The 19,024-nt window shown below is 34.4% G+C and carries 21 protein-coding genes and 1 pseudogene; 7 read left to right on the top strand and 15 right to left on the bottom strand.

Annotation, left to right across the window (positions count from 1 at the left end; genetic code table 11):
* Nucleotides 1-66: 66 nt before the first annotated feature.
* From EKM03_RS08695 to EKM03_RS08640, 12 genes are all read right to left on the bottom strand, one after another.
* Entirely contained in the window at nucleotides 67-1,935 is a 1,869-nt protein-coding gene (locus tag EKM03_RS08695; RefSeq protein WP_126740198.1) for a peptidase M61, read from the bottom strand.
* An 80-nt stretch (nucleotides 1,936-2,015) separates the two neighbouring features.
* Nucleotides 2,016-3,422: a S9 family peptidase gene (locus EKM03_RS08690; protein ID WP_126740197.1), complete on the bottom strand. Its 1,407-nt coding sequence runs from the start codon at nucleotides 3,420-3,422 to the stop codon at nucleotides 2,016-2,018.
* Nucleotide 3,423: 1 nt separating this feature from the next.
* On the bottom strand, nucleotides 3,424-3,768 hold the full coding sequence (locus EKM03_RS08685; protein WP_126740196.1) for a hypothetical protein: 345 nt from the start codon (nucleotides 3,766-3,768) through the stop codon (nucleotides 3,424-3,426).
* 2 nt (nucleotides 3,769-3,770) lie between these two features.
* Nucleotides 3,771-4,352: a hypothetical protein gene (locus tag EKM03_RS08680; RefSeq protein ID WP_126740195.1), complete on the bottom strand. Its 582-nt coding sequence runs from the start codon at nucleotides 4,350-4,352 to the stop codon at nucleotides 3,771-3,773.
* A 4-nt stretch (nucleotides 4,353-4,356) separates the two neighbouring features.
* Nucleotides 4,357-4,635: a DUF2089 family protein gene (locus EKM03_RS08675; protein WP_126740194.1), complete on the bottom strand. Its 279-nt coding sequence runs from the start codon at nucleotides 4,633-4,635 to the stop codon at nucleotides 4,357-4,359.
* A gap of 122 nt (nucleotides 4,636-4,757) precedes the next feature.
* Nucleotides 4,758-5,036: a DUF2805 domain-containing protein gene (locus tag EKM03_RS08670; RefSeq protein WP_126462107.1), complete on the bottom strand. Its 279-nt coding sequence runs from the start codon at nucleotides 5,034-5,036 to the stop codon at nucleotides 4,758-4,760.
* Nucleotides 5,037-5,154: 118 nt separating this feature from the next.
* On the bottom strand, nucleotides 5,155-5,982 hold the full coding sequence (locus EKM03_RS08665; RefSeq protein ID WP_126740193.1) for a sterol desaturase family protein: 828 nt from the start codon (nucleotides 5,980-5,982) through the stop codon (nucleotides 5,155-5,157).
* A gap of 45 nt (nucleotides 5,983-6,027) precedes the next feature.
* Complete coding sequence (locus tag EKM03_RS08660) at nucleotides 6,028-6,636, bottom strand: alpha-ketoglutarate-dependent dioxygenase AlkB (RefSeq protein ID WP_126563837.1); 609 nt, start codon at nucleotides 6,634-6,636, stop codon at nucleotides 6,028-6,030.
* 4 nt (nucleotides 6,637-6,640) lie between these two features.
* Complete coding sequence (locus tag EKM03_RS08655) at nucleotides 6,641-6,994, bottom strand: MauE/DoxX family redox-associated membrane protein (protein WP_126462116.1); 354 nt, start codon at nucleotides 6,992-6,994, stop codon at nucleotides 6,641-6,643.
* A 68-nt stretch (nucleotides 6,995-7,062) separates the two neighbouring features.
* Nucleotides 7,063-7,959 carry a DMT family transporter gene (locus EKM03_RS08650; protein WP_126740192.1) on the bottom strand — a complete coding sequence of 299 codons (897 nt, stop codon included), beginning with the start codon at nucleotides 7,957-7,959 and terminating at the stop codon, nucleotides 7,063-7,065.
* Nucleotides 7,960-8,068: 109 nt separating this feature from the next.
* Nucleotides 8,069-8,215, bottom strand: coding sequence for a DUF2721 domain-containing protein (locus tag EKM03_RS08645; RefSeq protein WP_126740191.1), 147 nt, complete (start codon nucleotides 8,213-8,215; stop codon nucleotides 8,069-8,071).
* Nucleotides 8,216-8,314: 99 nt separating this feature from the next.
* Nucleotides 8,315-9,235 (bottom strand): LysR family transcriptional regulator, encoded by a 921-nt coding sequence (locus tag EKM03_RS08640; RefSeq protein ID WP_126555109.1) that lies wholly within the window; start codon nucleotides 9,233-9,235, stop codon nucleotides 8,315-8,317.
* 89 nt (nucleotides 9,236-9,324) lie between these two features.
* Here EKM03_RS08640 and EKM03_RS08635 point away from each other — a divergent pair, with 89 nt between their 5' ends.
* The 6 genes from EKM03_RS08635 (at nucleotide 9,325) to EKM03_RS08610 (ending at nucleotide 15,515) form a co-directional block, all read left to right on the top strand.
* Nucleotides 9,325-10,761 carry an NADP-dependent isocitrate dehydrogenase gene (locus EKM03_RS08635; RefSeq protein WP_126740190.1) on the top strand — a complete coding sequence of 479 codons (1,437 nt, stop codon included), beginning with the start codon at nucleotides 9,325-9,327 and terminating at the stop codon, nucleotides 10,759-10,761.
* 301 nt (nucleotides 10,762-11,062) lie between these two features.
* Nucleotides 11,063-11,365 (top strand): hypothetical protein, encoded by a 303-nt coding sequence (locus tag EKM03_RS08630; protein WP_126462128.1) that lies wholly within the window; start codon nucleotides 11,063-11,065, stop codon nucleotides 11,363-11,365.
* Nucleotides 11,358-12,194, top strand: coding sequence for a DUF6671 family protein (locus EKM03_RS08625; RefSeq protein ID WP_126562271.1), 837 nt, complete (start codon nucleotides 11,358-11,360; stop codon nucleotides 12,192-12,194). Before EKM03_RS08630 ends, EKM03_RS08625 begins: the two co-directional genes overlap by 8 nt.
* Before the next feature lie 3 nt (nucleotides 12,195-12,197).
* The gene (locus EKM03_RS08620; RefSeq protein ID WP_126462134.1) at nucleotides 12,198-13,157 is read left to right on the top strand and encodes an L-threonylcarbamoyladenylate synthase; all 960 of its coding nucleotides are present in this window, start codon (nucleotides 12,198-12,200) and stop codon (nucleotides 13,155-13,157) included.
* 3 nt (nucleotides 13,158-13,160) lie between these two features.
* Nucleotides 13,161-14,513, top strand: a complete 1,353-nt coding sequence (locus EKM03_RS08615) for a dihydroorotase (protein WP_126740189.1) — start codon at nucleotides 13,161-13,163, stop codon at nucleotides 14,511-14,513.
* Between the two features lie 36 nt (nucleotides 14,514-14,549).
* Nucleotides 14,550-15,515 (top strand): sodium-dependent bicarbonate transport family permease, encoded by a 966-nt coding sequence (locus EKM03_RS08610; RefSeq protein ID WP_126740188.1) that lies wholly within the window; start codon nucleotides 14,550-14,552, stop codon nucleotides 15,513-15,515.
* Nucleotides 15,516-15,640: 125 nt separating this feature from the next.
* Here EKM03_RS08610 and EKM03_RS08605 read toward each other — a convergent pair whose 3' ends face one another.
* Nucleotides 15,641-16,195 carry a transposase gene (locus tag EKM03_RS08605; RefSeq protein ID WP_126516040.1) on the bottom strand — a complete coding sequence of 185 codons (555 nt, stop codon included), beginning with the start codon at nucleotides 16,193-16,195 and terminating at the stop codon, nucleotides 15,641-15,643.
* A gap of 83 nt (nucleotides 16,196-16,278) precedes the next feature.
* On the opposite strand from EKM03_RS08605, the pseudogene EKM03_RS15270 reads away from it, so the two are divergent.
* Nucleotides 16,279-16,485: pseudogene (locus tag EKM03_RS15270) on the top strand (RNA pseudouridine synthase); the annotation flags it as partial.
* A 50-nt stretch (nucleotides 16,486-16,535) separates the two neighbouring features.
* Here the strand turns inward: EKM03_RS15270 and EKM03_RS08595 are convergent.
* Nucleotides 16,536-16,952, bottom strand: coding sequence for a DUF4440 domain-containing protein (locus EKM03_RS08595; RefSeq protein ID WP_126740187.1), 417 nt, complete (start codon nucleotides 16,950-16,952; stop codon nucleotides 16,536-16,538).
* Nucleotides 16,953-18,430: 1,478 nt separating this feature from the next.
* Complete coding sequence (locus EKM03_RS14990; RefSeq protein WP_158614923.1) at nucleotides 18,431-18,601, bottom strand: hypothetical protein; 171 nt, start codon at nucleotides 18,599-18,601, stop codon at nucleotides 18,431-18,433.
* Between the last annotated feature and the right edge of the window lie 423 nt (nucleotides 18,602-19,024).

Here is a 19,024-nt window from a genome sequence, read left to right as displayed (position 1 = left end):
TTCAAATTTATCAAAAAAAATCCCAATTTATTTCTAAATTGAGATGTTCCTCATTAAATTATCAATTTAAGCTTTTAACCAGGCTTCTTTTAAAACGGTTTTGGACGTATCAGTGGCTTTAAGAACTTCTTTTTCTTCGTAAGGAAGTGTAACTTTTCCTTTGATTATTTGTTCTTTTCCATCCCGTTTTATCTTAATTGTGATTGTATCGTTCTCTTTCCAGTTTTGACTTTCAGCAATCATTTCATAAATATTGTCTAACGAATAAGGTTTTTCATTTATAGAGATGATGATGTCACCTCCTTTTAGCTCTAAAGTGGTATAAAAATCGTTTAGTTCTATAGTTGGAATTACGATAATTTCCTTTGTTTGTTGGTTCACGGTTATGTACGGGGATTGTCCTTTTAAGAACACATTACCAGGTACTTTTGCCATAGCTTTTGTGATGCCTACTTTAGCTAAGTACGTTTCATACGGTATTGGTGTTGGTCCGGAAACATAAGTTGTTAAAAAAGTCCCTACTTCAGGGTAGGTAAATGAAGTTATTTTTGCAAAAAGGTCCTTGTCATTAAACGGTTTTGAAGCGCCATATTCATTTGATAACTTTTGCATCAAATCAAGAATTCCTCTTTCTCCGTTGCTTTTTTCTCTGATAATGATATCCAGACACATTCCAATAAGAGCTCCTTTTTCATATACGTTCAAGTATTGGGCTTTGTAAGGTTCAGTCAACACATTTGCGCTCATCGTTGTGAAAGGCATCGTGTCATTCATTGCATTTGCATGTGCAATTTTTTCAGACATACGCGTATAAAATTCCTCTTCTGTAATTAATCCTTGATTAATCTGAAAAAGATTGGCAAAATATTCCGTCACCCCTTCGTACAGCCATAAATGTTCTGACATTTTAGGCGTGTTGTAATCAAAATAGTGAATTTCTTTAGAATGAATGGTTAAAGGAGTTACGATATGAAAAAATTCATGCGAAACTACATCTTTCATTGATTGTACCAATTCTTCTTTTGGCATCATTTCCGGTAAAACCACTGTAGTGGCTGTAGGGTGTTCTAAGGCTCCAAATCCCTTTGCATCAGTATCTTTCATGCTTGATAAATACAACAAGACGGTATATTTTTTGGTAGCGTTTATTTTTCCTAAAAATGTTTTTTGAGCAGTCATCATGGTTTTCATCTGTGGAGTAATACTTTCAGCAGTTACTTTTCCGGTAGGCGAAAAAACACTGATCAATATTTCCATACCGTCTACAGTAAAAGTAGTGTAGTCCGGTTTAGCATACATAATTGGATTTTCAACTAATTGAGCATAACGAGCTGTTGTAAATACATCATTTGTAGTACTTGCGTCTTGATCTGTCATGGAAGTTGCTCCCCAAAGTGTTTCCGGATGGGCTATATTTACCGTATAAGCAAGGTCTTTTTTGTCTTGAAAATAGCCCACAAAGCCATGCATGTTTAGCATGAAATTGACTCCTGCGTCTATATTTGTTCCGGCAGGAGAGAAAACATCATTCTTGCCAAAGCCGCTTCCCTTTTCAGTATCAAATGTGTCGTTAACCCAATAGGTTATTTTAGTGACAGTTTTGGCATTCTTGATATTCCAGGTGTTGTCATCCGTTTTGTTAACCGGAAGTATATTGCCCTTACTGTCAAAAGCTTTTAGATCTTCAATGTATTTTCCATAATCATCAATAGAGTAGGTGCCAGGGACAATTTTAGGAATGCTGTAAGTGACTTCATCAGTGCTAATTTTTGGTGCGGTAATCGTAACCATTACTTTGTCCTCTTTAACATCATTTAAGTTGATTGCTACGTGTACTACATCGGTAATTGATTTTGAAACATTTGCTGAAGTGCCAACAGTTTTACAGCTCCAAAGAAGAGTAGCAAATGCTATTGCAAAAAATATTTTTTTCATTTGTATTGTTTTTTGTTTCAAGTGTTAGTCTTCCGGATTATAAAATTGTTACAAACTTGAACGCTTTTATAAGGAGATTATTAATGGGGATTTTTATTTTGGTTTAGTATCCATTTTGTTATTTCGTCTAATGCTGTTGGTGAAAAAGTCTGTTCGATTTCGGCATATTCATTTGGGGAACCCGTTTTGCATTCTTGAAATAAATGATTCAAGTTTGGAAACTCTTTTATTGTTACTTTTTTATTTCCACCCTTTTCAAGTGCATTTTTTATAGCGGTCAAATTTTCTTTTGGAGGAACTTGCAAGTCTTTTTCTCCATTTACTGCCAAAACATGACATTTTACTTTTTCTAATGTGGTCGCTGGATCATATTTAATAAAATAGTGCATCCAAGGACTTGTCATTTGATCCACTTGAAGAGAAACAAATTCATCATCTGTCATGTTTTTTGGTTTATTATCATTTGGATTATCCTTTAAAGTTTTCTTTATGTATTTTGTCAAATCCGTTTTTAAAGTTGGAGCGTCTTTTGACTTTAAAACTATTTCAAATGCTTTTGAATTTATTTTTTTATTTTTTTGTATTTCTGTTTCAGATACACCTGAGGCTCTACTTATTAATTCTTGTTGTAACAGTAATAATTTGTCGCCTTGAATTCCTGTCCCAGCCAACAAAACAATAAAATTCACCTCTTTCGATTTAGAAGCAACCATAGGCGCAATAATTCCACCTTCACTATGTCCAACCAATCCAATTTTGTTCTTATTGATTTCTTTTCTTGTTTTTAAATAAGTAATAGCACTTTCAACGTCTGATGCAAAATCTAACGAAGTTGCAGTTTTGAAATCTCCTTTTGATTGAGCAACTCCTCTGTCATCATATCTTAACACAGCAATTCCGTTTTTTGTAAAATAGTCTGAAATTATGAGAAATGGTTTATGTCCCAATAATTCCTCGTCTCTATTTTGAGGACCACTTCCTGATATTAAAATTACAACTGGAAAATTACCTTCCTTATTTGGTAAAGTTAAGGTTCCAGCCATAGTGATATTTTCTTTACTATTTTGAAAAGTCACCTCTTCTGTATAATAGGGATATGGTTTTTTGGGTTCTTGCGTTCTTATAACAGTTTGCTTTTCAATTTTTTCTTTTGACAAATTCATAGGAAACTCTTGTCCGCCTTGTTTAAAAGTTCCAGTTATTAGGTTTTCTTTAAGTTCGCCGTTAAATTCAATTCTTGCATTAGTAATTTCTAATTTCAATTTTGAATTCTCAAATGTAGTTGTTGTCACAGGAATACCTTTTGCTCCTTGGTCAGGGCTGTCCATTGTAGCGTTAAAACCATTCTCAGTTTTGGAAACATTAAAGACAACTCTTAACTGAATGCCTTGGACTTTTAGAATTCCGTTCCATTGTCCAGTGATCTCTTGACTGTAAATAGTTAACGATGTAAAAACTGCAAGCAAAATTAGTAGTATTTTTTTCATTTTATTTTGTGTTTAATAAGTTCATTATCTCTTCCGGATTTTCGACTTCAATAATTAGTTTATTGTAATAGGAATCTTTGAGTTCAACAATAATGACATTTTTTTTATTGCAAACGTCCCAAAAGTTGCGTTTTCCTTTTTTGATATAAGTGCCAGCAGTTATGACCCATGGTAATTGGGTGCCTGGCATTTTCCAGCCGATCCAAAATGTAAATTCATCGTTGCTTTGATACGCTCGGATTATTTTATCTTTTGGTACTCGAATCTTATTTTCGAAAGCCCAGAATTTATGACTTCCGAGAATATCAAAAACAAATTCATTCTCGTTTGATGTTACGGCTACCATTATTAATTAAGGGTTATGATTAGAATTTTAGAAAGAATCTCAGCAGAAATCAATGCGCCAATAAAAAACAAGGTGTGTTTAGTTTCTTTGGCATTTACAGCTGTTTTGAATCCGTTGAAAAGTAAAACCATAGACCAAATTAAAGAAGCTATAATTGCAAATGTCATTATCATTAAATAAAAAATACCTGAAGCTTCAAGAGTATTTATTTGGTTTGATTTAGCTAAGGTTAAAATACCTTCAGAAATGGCATAAGCTTTATTATTTGCATTGAAAAAAGTGATGAAATAAAAAGGAATTCTGGCAATCATAGTTGCAGAAAGAATATCAATACATCGTGTTTTATTATTGATTAGTTTTCCAATAACAAAAAGACAAATCGTTAACGTTAGAATATCAATACCGATATCTAATAAAGGGTTGTAAATGCTAACATTTTTCACAAAATGGAGATCAATGACTCCATCAAAGCGAGCGTTAAAAACAAAACCCCAATAACCACCAATTAGGGTAAATAGCAATCCAAAAATGATTAAAATCTTATCCGAATATTTTTCGAAAGGATTAAATAGCAGTGTCCTCATAGTATTATGATTTTGGTTTTAGCTGGTTTATTTTTTGGATGATATCGTCCAGTTTGTTTCTGACAGTGGGGTAGCTGTTACCCATTTGAGAAGCCATTTCTTTTAAACTGCCACTGCTTAGGAAAAATTGAAGGATAAAGTTTTGCTCTTCTTCAGAAATTTGAAGAAGTAAGGGTAAAGAATACTTGCCGGAAACAATTGTTGAGCAATTTTCACAGCTAAGCTGTGTAACCGAAAGTGAGTTTTCGCAACTTGGGCATTGAACAGGAAGTTTTGGCTGCATAATAGTAAGATTATTTTATGCTAATTTAAATAATATTTATAAATAAATAAACATTGTTTATATATTTATTGTTAATATTTATTTTTTAAAACAAAAAAACTCCCTAAAAAGGGAGTCTAAATTTAATCTAGTTTGTTTTTTATGTAATATTTACCGTCTAAGTCTTCGTCAAAATCATCCACTTTTATGGGTTTTGGTTTTGGTTTATTTGCGGTAGCTTTCTTTTTCCACATTTCAAATTTTTCTGCCGGCATCTTCTTCTTCATTATCTCTAGGATCTCTTTTTCGGCCAAACCAAATTCTTTTTTAATGATTTCAAAAGGATTTTTTTCTTCTAAAGCCATTGTAACAAGTTTTTCTGTTTGCTCCCAGTTCAATTCTTTGCGGTTACTCTTTTTCATCACGTGAAAATTAATTCAAATAGGTGTTAATGATTATTAAATTAAATTTTTTAATTTCATTCAATATTAAGAAAAATTATAATTACTTTTTCTCAAAAGATGATTTTTTTTAATTTTTTTAATTTTTTTTCTTTAATGGCTGTTTTTGAAACGGTATTTTCAATAAATTCTTTAATGCATTGTGTTCCTCAGGATTGGGATGGGTATCAATTCCGTAAATAATTTCTTCTTTTGGAAGTGTCATAAATGTGCCAAATAACCGATCCCAGATTGAAAATATATTGCCATAATTACTATCCGTATAAGGCAAAACATGATGGTGGTGTACTTTGTGCATGTCTGGCGATACTATAAAATAGCTCATAATAGTATCTATTTTTTTAGGAAGTGAAATGTTAGCATGATTGAATTGCGTGGCTACAACAGATAAGGTTTGGTATAGAAAAACCATCCACATGGGGCTTCCAATGATTAAAACACCCAAAGCGGTAAATGTAAATCGGATCACACTTTCTCCTGGATGGTGTCTATTGGCGGTTGTGGTGTCAATCCAGGTGTCTGTATGATGAATCAAATGAAAACGCCACAGGAACTTGGTTTTATGTTCGACTAGATGCACCAGATAAGCGCCTATTAAATCCAATAAAAGCAATCCAATAAGGGCGTAAAGCCATAGCGGCATTTCAGGAAGCCATTGTAAAATTCCAAAATTTGCAGCAATTGTCCAGTCAGCCGCTTTTAATAAAATAAAAGCTAGGCAAAAATTGACAGCAATAGTCGTGAAGGTCATAAAAATATTGATGCCGGCGTGATGCCATTTTTTATAGGTGAAGTTAAAAAGCGGAAAAGCATTTTCGATCAGCCAGAAAAAAGTGATTCCGCCCACAAGAATTAAACTTCGGTGTGACGATGGAATGGTAGAAAAATAAGTAATGATATCATTCATAATTCAGATATTTATTCCAAATTTAATAATTTTTTATGAAAGTAATTATTTGATTACCCGGAAAGTGCCATTTATTCTGGGGCCAATAGGTTTTGTGGTTTTTGGAATCTGGTGTTTCCAGAAATGTTGTGTCGTTCCTTTCATCAGCAACAAACTTCCATGTTCCAGTATGATAGTTTTTTTTAGGTCTTTATCTAAATTATGTTTGAGTTGAAAGGTTCGTTGGGCTCCAAAACTCAACGACGCAATTATGGGATTGATTCCTAATTCTTTTTCGTTGTCAGCATGCCAACCGTTGCTGTCTTTTCCGTCGCGATATTGGTTGAGTAAGACGGTTGTAAAAGTAGTATCAGCACTTTTTTCGACTTGAGATTTTAGCTTTTGCAAAAGCAAATTCCAAGGATGTGGCTGCATCGTTATATTCGAATACGAGTAAGGTTTTCCTTCGTTTCCAAATAAAGCCGTCAAACGAGGCTGCGGATGAATTTTCCCGTATACACGAATATCGTCTTGTTGCCAAGGGATATCTTGCATTAATTCGGCAAAAATAATATCGGCTTGTTCTTGGTCAAAAAAATGAGGATAGTAGATGATCTCCGCATCTGGCAAGTCAATAAATACGGGTTCTGATGTGGATTCGAAAAGTGATTTCACGAGATTAAGTATATTGGTACGCCCAGTAAATTAAAAATAATTGTAGTGGCATTCGCAATAGTAAGGCCCATTTTGGCAGACCCATTCTTGCTTTTTCATCAAAATACATATACAAATGTGTTGGAAAAATAGCAATCAACAAAGCGATCACCCCCCAAGCGGCATAGTTGGAAAGTAACGGAATACAAAGCGAAATTCCCAGAAATATTTCTGCTAAACCACTGATGTAATTTAATAATTTTGGATTTGGAAAGTACGAAGGAATGATTTTCAAGTACAGTCTGGGATTCCTGAAATGGTTTAATCCTGCGATAAAGTAGACGAAAGCCATCACATATAAATGCCAAGGTAAATTCATAGTAAAGTTATTTAATACGAATTTATAAAAATTTTATTAAAATCAGTGCAAATGGATTGAAACTGCAATTAGGAGGTTCGCTTCAGGTTTACATTCATTATGATAATTGCTAAAATAATTAAAATAATGCCAAGCCATTGGATCAGGTTTACCTGCTCATTCAATAAGAGATATGCCATAAGTACCGATACGGGAAGTTCCAGTGCCGAAACAATACTTCCCAGTCCGATTCCAGTCAGCGGAAAACCGGCATTCAACAATAAAGGTGGAATTATGGTTCCGAAAAGGGCTAAAATGATTCCCCATTTCATGAAAATTTCAAAGTTAAAAGGAGTAGTTTGTGTTGAGATTGCAAAAAAGGTCACGATGACAGCACCTCCCAACAACATGAATAAACTGCGTTGTGCCGAGGAAATATGAGTTGCCACACGATTAGCGGTAAACATAGTTGTAGTAAAAGAAGCTGCTGCTAAAAGCCCTAAAGCAATACCGCGCCAGTCTAAAACGATACTATTCTTGAAGACATTGGTAGCAAGGATAGTTCCGGTTAAGACAATAAATACGGAAACTATTTTTTGAGTAGAAGGAATTTTTTTTTCTAAAATCATTTCGAATAAAACACCCATCCAGACGGTTTGCATCAATAAAACAATCGCAATAGAAACAGGAATGTATTTTACTGCCAAATAATAAAAGATACTCGTAAATCCTAAAGAAGTTCCGGCAAGCATCAGCTGAGTGATGTTTTTTTGGGATGCTTTTATAACGGTTTTTCCTTTCTTAGCTTTTTGAAACATATTGATCAGCAGCATTCCCATGATTCCATATACAAATTGGGCAACGGTAACTTCGGGTGTGGTGTAGCCTTGACCGTAGGCTATCTTTACAAAAGTAGCCAGCATTCCGTAACTCGTTGCGCCGAGACCAACTAAGAAAACTCCTTTTAAGACACTATTTTTTATCATTTTTTTAATTTTAAAAAGCGGGCAAAGATAGGGTTTAGTTCCTAGTTATAAGGTGTGAATTGGTAGATAATATCAGAGTCAACCATAAATTCAGGTTTTTGATTTCCAATTAAATTACATCATTTTGCTTTTCGTGGTAGGTTTTTTTTAATCCTCTTATGATTGCAGCATTAGCCAAAAACCGGTTGGTATACGTCAATAAAATCAACGAAGTTGCGCTAAAAAGTAATGCTGGAGTTTCTATTTGTAAAATCATAATTTAATAGAATCATTGTAAAGGCAAAGATCGCTAATCTTTTGATGCATTTTAGTATTGCAATGAATAAGAGGAGTTTTCCTTTACTGACTTAAATTTTTAAAGTGTAATCCAGTTAAAGGTTTGTTCGATGATTCTAGTTTTTTCTTTTTGAATAAATTTTAAATAGGCATCGGCTACAGGTGAAAACTTTTTGCCTTTTAACCAAATTAAATTCCAGTTGGATTGAATAGGCAAGCCTTTTACCGGAATAATTTGTAGGTCTCCATTATTAAGCTCGTTTTTTATACCAATTAAAGGCATGATCGAGCATCCAAGTCCAGCCAGTACGGCTTGTTTTACCGCTTCATTTCCGGTCAGCACCATTTTTTTTGAAACGGTTAATTGATTCTGTTCTATAAATTTTTCCATCACATATCTTGTTCCTGATCCTTGCTCGCGATAGATGATGGGTAAGGTTTCTATGATTTTTTTTTCCTGAATTCCTTTTCCCATTTTTTGATCACTATTAGCAACTAGGAAAAGGGAATTAGGCATAAGCTCCACTTTCTCGATTTGCAGGGTTTCTGGTAACACGGAAACCAGAGAAAAATCTACTTCATTTCTTTCTAAGTTTTTCAACACTTTAGTTTTATTGGTCACATCCAGAATCAATTCGACACCTTGATTTTGTTTCAAAAAATCAGATAAAAAATAAGGAATTACATATTTCCCGGTTGATACGACAGAAATTTTTAATCGTCCTGTCAGTTGTCCCTTGAATGCCATTGTTTTATAATTGATTGCATGTACTTCATTTAGAATTTTTTCTGCAGCCGTGGCGATTTCTTTGCCAAAATCAGTAACAAACAGCTTTCTTCCGATTACTTCTGTTAACGGTACATCAAATTGATCTTGAAAATTTTTTAATTGAATGGATACTGCGGGTTGTGTAAGGTGCAGTTCCATTGCGGCTTTAGTGATGCTTTTATTTTGGGTAATTTTTAAAAAGACATGCAGCTGGTGTAGCGTATAATTCATAAATAATTTTTATGTTTTGTATTACAAATATAAATAAAAATATATGGATAGCCCGTTTTACTTTTGTAAAAAAAAATAAACAAAAAGATATGCAAAGAATAACAATAGCAAAAGGAGACGGAATAGGACCTGAAATAATGGATGCTACTCTAAAAATTATTAAGGCAGCGGGCGCACAGCTTCAATTTGATGAAATTGAAGTTGGTGAAAAAGTGTATTTAAAAGGTAATACCTCCGGAATTGAAAAGTCATCTTGGGATTCTATAATAAACAATAGAATATTTCTCAAAGCTCCAATTACTACTCCGCAAGGTGGTGGTTATAAAAGTTTGAATGTTACCACTAGAAAATTCTTAGGATTATATTCTAATGTTAGACCATGTATGAGTTTGCACCCTTTTGTGGAAACAAAACATCCAAAAATGGATATTGTCATTGTTCGTGAAAATGAAGAAGATTTATATGCGGGAATAGAACATCAGCAAACGGATGAAGTTGTGCAGTGTTTGAAAATCATCAGTCGTCCCGGCTGTGAAAAAATTGTCCGCTATGCTTTTGAATATGCCAAACAGTATGGAAGAAAGAAGGTAACTTGTTTCACAAAAGACAACATCATGAAGCAGACGGACGGATTATTCCATGAAGTGTTTGATGAGTTAGCGAGAGAGTATCCTGAAATTGAAAACGAGCACTGGATTATAGATATTGGTGCTGCAAAAATGAGCGATACACCAGAGAATTTTGATGTTATTGTAACCTTAAATTTATACGGTGACGTGATTTCTGATATCGCTGCACAAATTGCCGGTTCTGTGGGGCTGGCAGGCTCAGCAAATATTGGAGAAGAATGTGCAATGTTTGAAGCAATTCACGGATCTGCACCCAGAAGAGCCGGGCAAAATGTTGCGAATCCGTCGGGATTATTACAAGGAGCAGTAATGATGCTGAATCATATTGGGCAAAACGAAGTGGCTAGTAAAGTACAAAATGCATGGCTGAAAACGCTTGAAGACGGAATACATACCTATGATATCTTCAAAGAAGGCGTAAGCACTGCAAAAGTAGGGACTTCAGAATTTGCCGACGCAGTAATCCTAAATTTAGGGCAAAAACCAAAACAGCTTCCTGCTGTAGATTATAAAAATGTTCAAGCCTTAGATCTCCCGAAATATAAGAGAAGACCAGCTGCAAAAAAAGAATTGGTAGGTCACGATGTATTTGTGCATTGGAATGGAACCGATCCTAATTCGCTAGCCGAAATTCTAAAAAATATAGGGACTGAAAATCTAAAACTGAATATGATTTCCAATAGAGGAATCAAAGTTTGGCCCGAAGGATTTAAACAAACCTTTTGTACAGATCACTGGAGATGCCGTTTCAAAGCTGAGGATGGAGTACTAGTTAACAAAGAGGAGATCATTGGATTATTGCAGCAATGCATCGACCATAATATCGATAGCATCAAAACTGAAAATTTATATAAATTTGACGGGAAAATGGCTTTTTCATTGGGTCAAGGACAGTAAGAAATGCGTTAACTTCTCCTTTATTTAATTGGTACTCTTTCACTAAATGTGCTGTTTCCTTTAAAGAATTTAATAAGGTGAGTTATTCCTAACACGCTCCATTAAGTAGTAAAAAAAATTAGTCCCTATGAAAAATAAAAATAAAAAAATTAGTTTGGTCTTTGGAATAGTTTGGTTGATTGGTGGAATACTATTGACAATCGTAGCACCTAATAACTTATTTTTCACACTGTTTCTAGGTTTGGGAATATTTTTCACGATCTACACATTACAAAAAAATAAAATTTCATTATAAAGTATTATGGAAAAAGAATATCAATTTAAGCTAGTTGAAGGTCAGTTTGCACCATCAGAAGCAGGAAAAGTACTGTTTTCGTTAATCAACAATAAGATTAATTATCATAATTTAGAAAAATTTAGCAATCAAATTCGATTTGATGAAGACTGTTCGCATTCAAAAATAAGGCTTGAAACTCTTTTAGAAGCCTCTGAATACATCAAGGAACTCATCAAAGAAGCGTCGTCAAAGGATTTGGAACTGAAAATTGACAGTGTAATTCAAATTGTACTGTGTCCTAAAGTAAAAACTGAATTGAATGTTTGAGGGTAGACAATTACTCATTGCCACCAAGCATCACAAAGAAAAAGTGATTGCTCCAATTTTTGAAAAAGGATTAGGTGTTCACTGTTTTGTTCCTGAAAGTTATGATTCGGATATTTTCGGCACTTTTTCAGGTGAAGTGGAGCGGAAAAATACGGCAGTTGAAACCGTCAGGGCTAAATGTTTGGCGGCAATGGAAGAATTTGACTGCGATTTGGCTATTGCCAGCGAAGGCTCTTTTGGTTCACATCCTTCTATCTTTTTTGCCCAGGCCGATGATGAGTTTTTAATTTTTATCGATAAAAAAAACGACTTAGAAATCATTGCCAGAGAACTCAGTTTGGAGACTAATTTTTATGGAGAAAATATTTCTAGTAAAGAAATGCTCTTGGATTTTGCAAATAAGATTCAATTTCCTGCCCATGCCATAATTTTGCGAAGCAAGCCTGATGATCTAACAACACTAGTTAAAGGGATTACCACAAAAGGTGAATTGGAAGATACTTTTCAGCACCTTGTGAACAAATATGGGAGTGTTTATGCTGAAACTGATATGCGTGCGCTGTACAACCCCACTCGTATGGGTGTGATAAAAGTAGCGGCGCAAAAATTATTGGAAACTATAAAAACGGAATGCCCAAGCTGTAAAGCACCGGGTTATTGTGTGATAGATGCGAAACAGGGCTTGCCTTGTTCATGGTGTTCAGCGCCCACACGATCTACCTTGAGTTTTATTTATAGTTGTAAAAAGTGTTGTTTTAGTTCCGAAAAAATGTATCCCCATCAAAAAATAACCGAAGAACCAGGATTCTGCGATTCCTGTAATCCATAAGATATGAGTGTAATCAGTAGTTCGATTCCAAAAGCTGTTGCGCTTTTAAATCAGGAGCAAACCATAGGAATTCCTACCGAAACGGTTTATGGTTTAGCCGCCAATATTTACAGCTCAAAGGCGGTAGAGCGTATATTTTCGATTAAAAAACGTCCGTTTTTTAATCCGTTAATTGTTCATATAAAATCGGCAACTGTCCTTTCTGAAATAGCGAGAGACATTCCTGAAAAAGCGAACTTGTTAGCAAAAGCTTTCTGGCCGGGACCTTTAACTTTGGTTTTAAAAAAGCAAATTTCCATTCCGGATTTGGTTACCGGTGGTAAAGATACCGTAGCGATCAGAGTTCCAAATCACCCAGTAGCCTTAGCCCTGCTGAATCAGTTAGCCTATCCTCTAGCGGCTCCGAGTGCTAATCCGTTTGGCTCTCTTAGTCCCACTACAGCAATACATGTTGCTGACTATTTTGAAGAGGTGTTACCAATGGTTTTGGATGGTGGAGCTTGTCAAAGGGGAATAGAGTCAACGATCATCGGATTTGAAAATGGGGAGCCTATTTTATATCGCTTGGGTTCTTTGGCTGTAGAGGATATTGAAGCAATTGTTGGGCCGGTAAAAATGATTACCCATGATGATATTGCTCCAGCGGCACCAGGCATGTTTTCTAAGCACTATGCTCCTTCGACGACGACTTTTTTGACAGCTGATGTGACGGAGAAGCTAAAAATGTTTCCGGATCAAAAAATTGGAGTTTTAGTATTCCAAAAAGGGATTGATGATCCAAAAATTGTACAACAGGAAATTCTATCGACAACAGGCAATTTAGCAGAAGCCGCATCGCAATTGTATGCTGCCTTGCATAGATTAGATAAGTGCCATCTCGACTGCATTATAGCGGAACGATTTCCAGATGTGGGTTTAGGCAAAACGATAAACGATCGTTTAAAAAGAGCCACCAAAAAATAAAATATGGATACCATCATAAGAAATGCAAAAGTGGTCAATGAAGGACAAATACTTAATTTAGATCTTCTGATTTCAGGAGAAAGAATTGAAAAGATAGCACCATCAATTGGACTAAATCCTGCAAAAAAATATATCGAAATTGATGCGACAGGACTTTATCTGCTTCCGGGAGTCATTGATGATCAGGTTCATTTTAGAGATCCGGGACTAACACATAAAGGCACTATTTTTTCAGAGTCGGTTGCCGCTGTGGCTGGCGGCATCACCTCCTTTATGGATATGCCCAACACGATTCCCAATACGCTGACTCAAGAGTTATTAGAAGAAAAATACAAGATGGCGGCGGAAAAATCAATTGCTAATTATTCGTTTTTTATGGGAATTTCAAAAAATAACTTGGAAGAAGCTTTAAAAACAAATACCGAAAATGTATGTGGAATTACGGATGATGGGCTTTATTTTAATAATGACGAGGGAATTTTAGCCAACTATCCAGAATTTTTGGAGCAACTTTTTTCAAGAACCGATACCTTGGTAGCTTTGCACAGCGAAGATGATTCACTGATAAAAAAGAATACGGAGGATTATAAACTAATTTACGGAACTGAAATTCCTTTTTTTTATCATTCTCTTATTCGGGATGAGGAAGTTTGCCTAAAAGCAACTGAACGAGTATTGAAAATTGCTAAAAAACACCAAACACGCTTGCATCTCTTTCATATTTCAACTTTGGCGGAAGCCAAATTATTTGATAATCATACACCGATCAGAGAAAAACGAATCACCGCCGAGGCTTGTATACATCATCTTTGGTTTTCGGATGCCGATTATGAAAGACTGGGCTCCAAGATCAAATGGAATCCCTCCATAAAAACAGAGCAAGATAGAAAAGGTTTACTGCAGTATTTGCTCAATAATTCAATAGATATTATTGCAACGGATCATGCTCCTCATACTGTTGCCGAAAAAGCAGGGAATTATTTTCAGGCGCATTCCGGCGGACCATTAGTACAACATGCTCTTTTAGCAATGTTAGAATTATTTCACCGTGGTGAGATTCCTTTGGAGAAGGTAGTGGAGAAAATGAGCCATAATGTAGCCGAAATTTACAGAATAAAAGAACGAGGCTATATAAGGGAGGGCTATTTTGCCGATTTAGTTTTAGTCGATTTAAATAAAAAACAGGAAGTAACTCCAGACTCTCTTTTATATAAATGCAAATGGTCTCCTTTTGTAGGACAGGTTTTTAAAAGCAGCATCAATTCAACTTTTGTAAATGGAAATTTGGTGTATGAAAAAGGACTTGTCCAAACGGATGTAAAAGGAAAAAGATTGCGATTTGAAAAGATAAGATAATCAAAATGTATAAAATAATTTTAAAATAATTAAAATATGAATCTTAGTTTATTACTGGATAATTTAACTAATCCTGCCTTGTTGTTTTTTGTGTTGGGAATTATAGCCGTCTATGTCAAAAGTGATTTAGAAATTCCGGAGAATACCTCTAAATTTATATCGCTGTACCTGCTTTTTTCCATTGGTTTTAAAGGCGGACAGGAACTAGCGCACAGTCACTTTACTGTTGACATACTTTGGTCTATTGTTTTTGGGGTATTGATTGCGGCATTAATTCCACTTTATACTTTTTTTATTTTAAAGAAAAAGTTTAGCATTGAGAATTCGGGAGCCATTGCTGCGGCTTATGGATCTGTGAGTGCAGTGACCTTTGTAACGGCCATCTCTTTTTTAGAAATTCAAAATTACAATTTTAGCGGCCACATGGTTGCTGTTATGGCGCTGATGGAAGCTCCTGCAATCATTATCGGAGTGATTTTAATCCGATTATTTAGTAAGGAAAAAGTTCAAAAAACGAAGATGACCACGATTATCAAACATTCATTTACTAATGGAAGCGTGCTCTTGATTCTAGGTAGTTTGGTTATTGGGTTTTTGGCCAGTGAGCAACAGGCTTTAGGAATTAAGCCGTTTACTACTGATATTTTCAAAGGGTTTTTGGCTTTATTTTTACTGGACATGGGAATTGTTAGTGGACGAAAATTAAATGATTTTTTCAAAAGTGGCTGGTTTAGCGTCTTTTTTGCTATTGTTTTCCCATTGATCAACGGGTGTATTGTGGCTTTCTTAAGTCAATTCGTTACCGATGATGTTGGGAATCGTTTTATTTTTGCTGTCTTAGCGGCCAGTGCTTCTTATATTGCGGTTCCGGCAGCAATGAAAATAGCCGTTCCAAAGGCGAATCCAGGAATATTTTTACCCATGGCTTTGGCAGTAACGTTTCCTTTTAACATTACTTTTGGGATGCCCATTTATTTTTCAATTGTGCTGTGTCACCTTTAGACAGTTGCTTTGACCAATGTAGTAGCACTTATTAATTGTTTCAAAAACTATTGGTAATAACATGAATGTTCTTTACAGAGAATCGTTAGCGCAGTTTTGTAAACTGTGCCCATTTCAATTGGCAACTAAAATAAATCTAATAAAATTACCTCTAATTCATTTTCTAATGCAGCATAATTTCTTGCAGAACTGAAATAATAATCTTCCGGCATCGTTACAATTTTTTCATTTACAGGATTGTTGTGTATGCAATCCATTTTTTGTCTAATAAATTTATTGCTGTAAATATGTTCTGCATGATAGCCGTTTTGCCAAACTTTGTATTGTTGTTCTTGTTTTAAATGCTGACAAGCTTTTTTAAAATAATCCAAGATCCATTCTCTCCTGCTTTCCGGTTCTTCAATAATAGCCTGAATAATCTTTTTAGATGTATATTTTTTAAAATCACGCATCACATCGGATAATATAAAACCGTTTGTTGCTTTGCAAAGCAGATGAATATGGCTGTGCATTATACAATATCCATAAATTTCTAAGCCCTTTTGATCTTGGCAATAGTGTAACGCTTGTATAATAATTTGTTTTTGATTTAATCGTGTAAAAATATCTACCCAACCCATTGTAGTTATAGTAATAAAATAAGCGTCTTCAGTTGTTGTGGCTTTATACTTTGTCGACATTTTTTGTGTTATTTGTATTGTTTGCTCACTATTTTTTGCACACTTTGCAAAACTGCGCTAACGATTGTGGTATGTCGGCGTGATCGGGCAGACACCATCAAATTTGCGCACAGCTTTCGGCTATTGGCTCACCCATAAAAGGCGATTTAAAATATGGTTTTGATCGAAGTAATTCAGATGGAGGCATTCATTTACATGCTCGAAAACTAGTCTTTACCCATCCTGTTACCAAAGAAAATATGGAAATCTTGGCGCCAACTCCTGATGATGTAATTTGGAATGCAATTTAGAAAACTCATTTCATATAAATATTTCGTCACAACCTTTCACTAAAAAAAAACTAACTAGAATGGTCAACTACGATTTTCCAACCTTCTTTAAATTTTTCTACTATTAAAGTAAAAAATCCTTTTTGTTCTCCTTTTTCCATTTGCAAATTCCAAGCACCTAAAACAAAGGCATGTTCGCTATCAATCATTTTTATTTGTTTGATATCAAAAGTTAGAGTACCCATTGCAGCTTTGTCAGGATAAACTTGTTGATAGATCTCTAAGTTTTTTTGCCAGCCGTAAAATGGTCCTGTTTTTTCAACAAATAGTAAAGAATCGGATTTTAAATAACCTTGCATATACCCAATCATATCCCCATTATTCCAATCTAAACGTTGTTTTTCTAAAACTGCTTTAATTTCTTTCTCTTGAGCAATTGATAAATGACTACAAAATAAGAGCACTATTGATAATATGATTTTTCTCATTTTTTTTGCGATTTGATTGATTTTAACTTTATTGTGGACAACCTTTATCCCTTTTCATAAATCAAATGTATTCAAAAAATCGTGTTCATTCCCATTTAATTTTATGAAATATTGTACTATAAAATACTTGAACTACTTTTTAATTTTTGTACAATTTTACCCCAATATAAAATGCAGCGTTAATTATTTATTCCTGTACATCTCATGAATTCATTTTCAGGATAAAAAAATAGTTTTTATTTATACTTCTCTTAAACAAAATATGAAAATCCGTTAGTGCGGATTTGCAATCCGTGCCTATTCCAATTAATCAATTAAATATGTTACAGGATACTTTTTTTGAAATTTTGAAATTGCAAATTCCCTTTGTAGATATTCTATGTGCGCACGGATTGTAAATCCGCGCTGTCGCTGTCAAAAAAAAGTAAATCCGCGATCTAGCTTCTGAGGGTGCATAACCACTTGTACACGATTTTTAAAAATATTCAACAATAAAAAAATAAAACACTGCCCATATTATTATAAAAAATAGTCCAAGGTATACATTATTTAAATTTTTATTTAAGTCTTTTTTAATTATTAGTCGGTATAAAATCCAACCTATAAAAACGATTACTAAACCTACTACCATTACAATTCTTGACATAATTTATTTGTTTTTAGTATAATATGATTAATTCCTGTAGAAGCCTATTGCAATTTAGATTTAGTTACTCTTGAGAATGTTCACGAGCGGGACGCTCACGCTAGCGGGGGAATTTCATGCTTAAATATACAAAAAACCAACGAGTTGCATAAATTATTTGAACGATTTTTTGTACAAATTATCTAACATAGAGAAAGGAGGTTATTAGACAGTTTGACGTCCTTTGGCTTGGCGTCAGTTGGGGATTTGTTTAGCCAAATGTATCGATTTAAGAACCAACTTCCAAGTACAAAACCAACTTTAAAGTTTGTGTATGAAACCGATCGCTCTTATTTACAGACAATCGTTAGCGCAGTTTTGCAAACTGTGCCCATTTCAATTGGCAATTAATATAAATCTAATAAAACCACCTCTAATTCATTTTCTAATCTGGTCTTCGGTTTTTAGGGCTTTATTCTTAGCAGACATTTTGTTTGTTTTTAAATAGCAAAAAGTAATGAAGTACTCATAGCTTTTTCGTTTTTTGCTCTCTGTTGTGGGCACAGTTTGCAAAACTGCGCTAACGATTGTGGTATACCGGCGCGATCGGGGTAACAAACGTGAAACAGGCAAGTATAGAACTCGAATAAGACCTTTGGTTCTTAAAAATCAGAAAGATGCAATATGAAAATCCCTTAACTTAATGACATTGCGCGCTAGCTGGGAATCTTATTTAATCACCGCTCGTGCCTAGTGAAATTTAGAGTAATCTATCTATAAGAATTTTCACTAACGAGATGCTTGCGCCAGGCGGATAGAAGATTTATCATAACTTTTGAAGATCGTTTAAAACTTAATTTTTGATAAAATAGATTATTTCGCCTAAACTTTTACCTGCTGCATATATTGCAAAAACACTTAAGGAAACTGCTGTAATTTTAAATTGTAGTTTGTATTTTGTATTTGCAAGATAATCTTTAGATTTCTGCATCAATTTTATAATTTCTACTTCTAAATTATTCATAATTAGGTGTTTTAAAGTCTTTATATTCTGTTAGTTTTTCTATGTTATTAATGTCAAAATTGCATGAAAATCTAGCTTTTCATACGATTTTGCTTAACTTATATTTAGTATTGAAGTAATTTAGAATATATTATTAAAACAAATATATAAATAATCCTTTACAAATTATTATTTATTTACTTTTTCTGCTAAACGAAGTTTTAACCTTAAAACGCTCTAAATAGCCCCGATAGAAGTGAAAATCCTTTGCTTTGGCGGGAGCCAAAAGCGAAGATTGCAGCGCATAGCGGGACGAAAGTAATTCTGGAAAACAATCGTTCTGCTCCAAAAAAAAAGCTGCCCAAGGTAGACTGCACCCAAAAGTTTAGACAAATTTATAATTAATTTTGATAATAATGAGCCCGATATTGTGTCGGGCTCATT

Source organism: Flavobacterium sp. GSP6 (assembly GCF_003984855.1).
Taxonomy (GTDB): Bacteria; Bacteroidota; Bacteroidia; order Flavobacteriales; family Flavobacteriaceae; genus Flavobacterium.
The sequence above is the reverse complement of the archived record's forward strand: the minus strand, read 5'-3'. Positions and strand labels throughout refer to the sequence as shown.

Coding starts and splice junctions, on each gene's coding strand:
- EKM03_RS08695 (WP_126740198.1), bottom strand. CDS start 1,935: ATGAAAAAAATATTTTTTGCAATAGCATTTGCTACTCTTCTTTGGAGC.
- EKM03_RS08690 (WP_126740197.1), bottom strand. CDS start 3,422: ATGAAAAAAATACTACTAATTTTGCTTGCAGTTTTTACATCGTTAACT.
- EKM03_RS08685 (WP_126740196.1), bottom strand. CDS start 3,768: ATGGTAGCCGTAACATCAAACGAGAATGAATTTGTTTTTGATATTCTC.
- EKM03_RS08680 (WP_126740195.1), bottom strand. CDS start 4,352: ATGAGGACACTGCTATTTAATCCTTTCGAAAAATATTCGGATAAGATT.
- EKM03_RS08675 (WP_126740194.1), bottom strand. CDS start 4,635: ATGCAGCCAAAACTTCCTGTTCAATGCCCAAGTTGCGAAAACTCACTT.
- EKM03_RS08670 (WP_126462107.1), bottom strand. CDS start 5,036: ATGAAAAAGAGTAACCGCAAAGAATTGAACTGGGAGCAAACAGAAAAA.
- EKM03_RS08665 (WP_126740193.1), bottom strand. CDS start 5,982: ATGAATGATATCATTACTTATTTTTCTACCATTCCATCGTCACACCGA.
- EKM03_RS08655 (WP_126462116.1), bottom strand. CDS start 6,994: ATGAATTTACCTTGGCATTTATATGTGATGGCTTTCGTCTACTTTATC.
- EKM03_RS08650 (WP_126740192.1), bottom strand. CDS start 7,959: ATGATAAAAAATAGTGTCTTAAAAGGAGTTTTCTTAGTTGGTCTCGGC.
- EKM03_RS08645 (WP_126740191.1), bottom strand. CDS start 8,215: ATGATTTTACAAATAGAAACTCCAGCATTACTTTTTAGCGCAACTTCG.
- EKM03_RS08640 (WP_126555109.1), bottom strand. CDS start 9,235: ATGAATTATACGCTACACCAGCTGCATGTCTTTTTAAAAATTACCCAA.
- EKM03_RS08635 (WP_126740190.1), top strand. CDS start 9,325: ATGCAAAGAATAACAATAGCAAAAGGAGACGGAATAGGACCTGAAATA.
- EKM03_RS08630 (WP_126462128.1), top strand. CDS start 11,063: ATGGAAAAAGAATATCAATTTAAGCTAGTTGAAGGTCAGTTTGCACCA.
- EKM03_RS08625 (WP_126562271.1), top strand. CDS start 11,358: ATGTTTGAGGGTAGACAATTACTCATTGCCACCAAGCATCACAAAGAA.
- EKM03_RS08620 (WP_126462134.1), top strand. CDS start 12,198: ATGAGTGTAATCAGTAGTTCGATTCCAAAAGCTGTTGCGCTTTTAAAT.
- EKM03_RS08615 (WP_126740189.1), top strand. CDS start 13,161: ATGGATACCATCATAAGAAATGCAAAAGTGGTCAATGAAGGACAAATA.
- EKM03_RS08610 (WP_126740188.1), top strand. CDS start 14,550: ATGAATCTTAGTTTATTACTGGATAATTTAACTAATCCTGCCTTGTTG.
- EKM03_RS08605 (WP_126516040.1), bottom strand. CDS start 16,195: ATGTCGACAAAGTATAAAGCCACAACAACTGAAGACGCTTATTTTATT.
- EKM03_RS08595 (WP_126740187.1), bottom strand. CDS start 16,952: ATGAGAAAAATCATATTATCAATAGTGCTCTTATTTTGTAGTCATTTA.
- EKM03_RS14990 (WP_158614923.1), bottom strand. CDS start 18,601: ATGAATAATTTAGAAGTAGAAATTATAAAATTGATGCAGAAATCTAAA.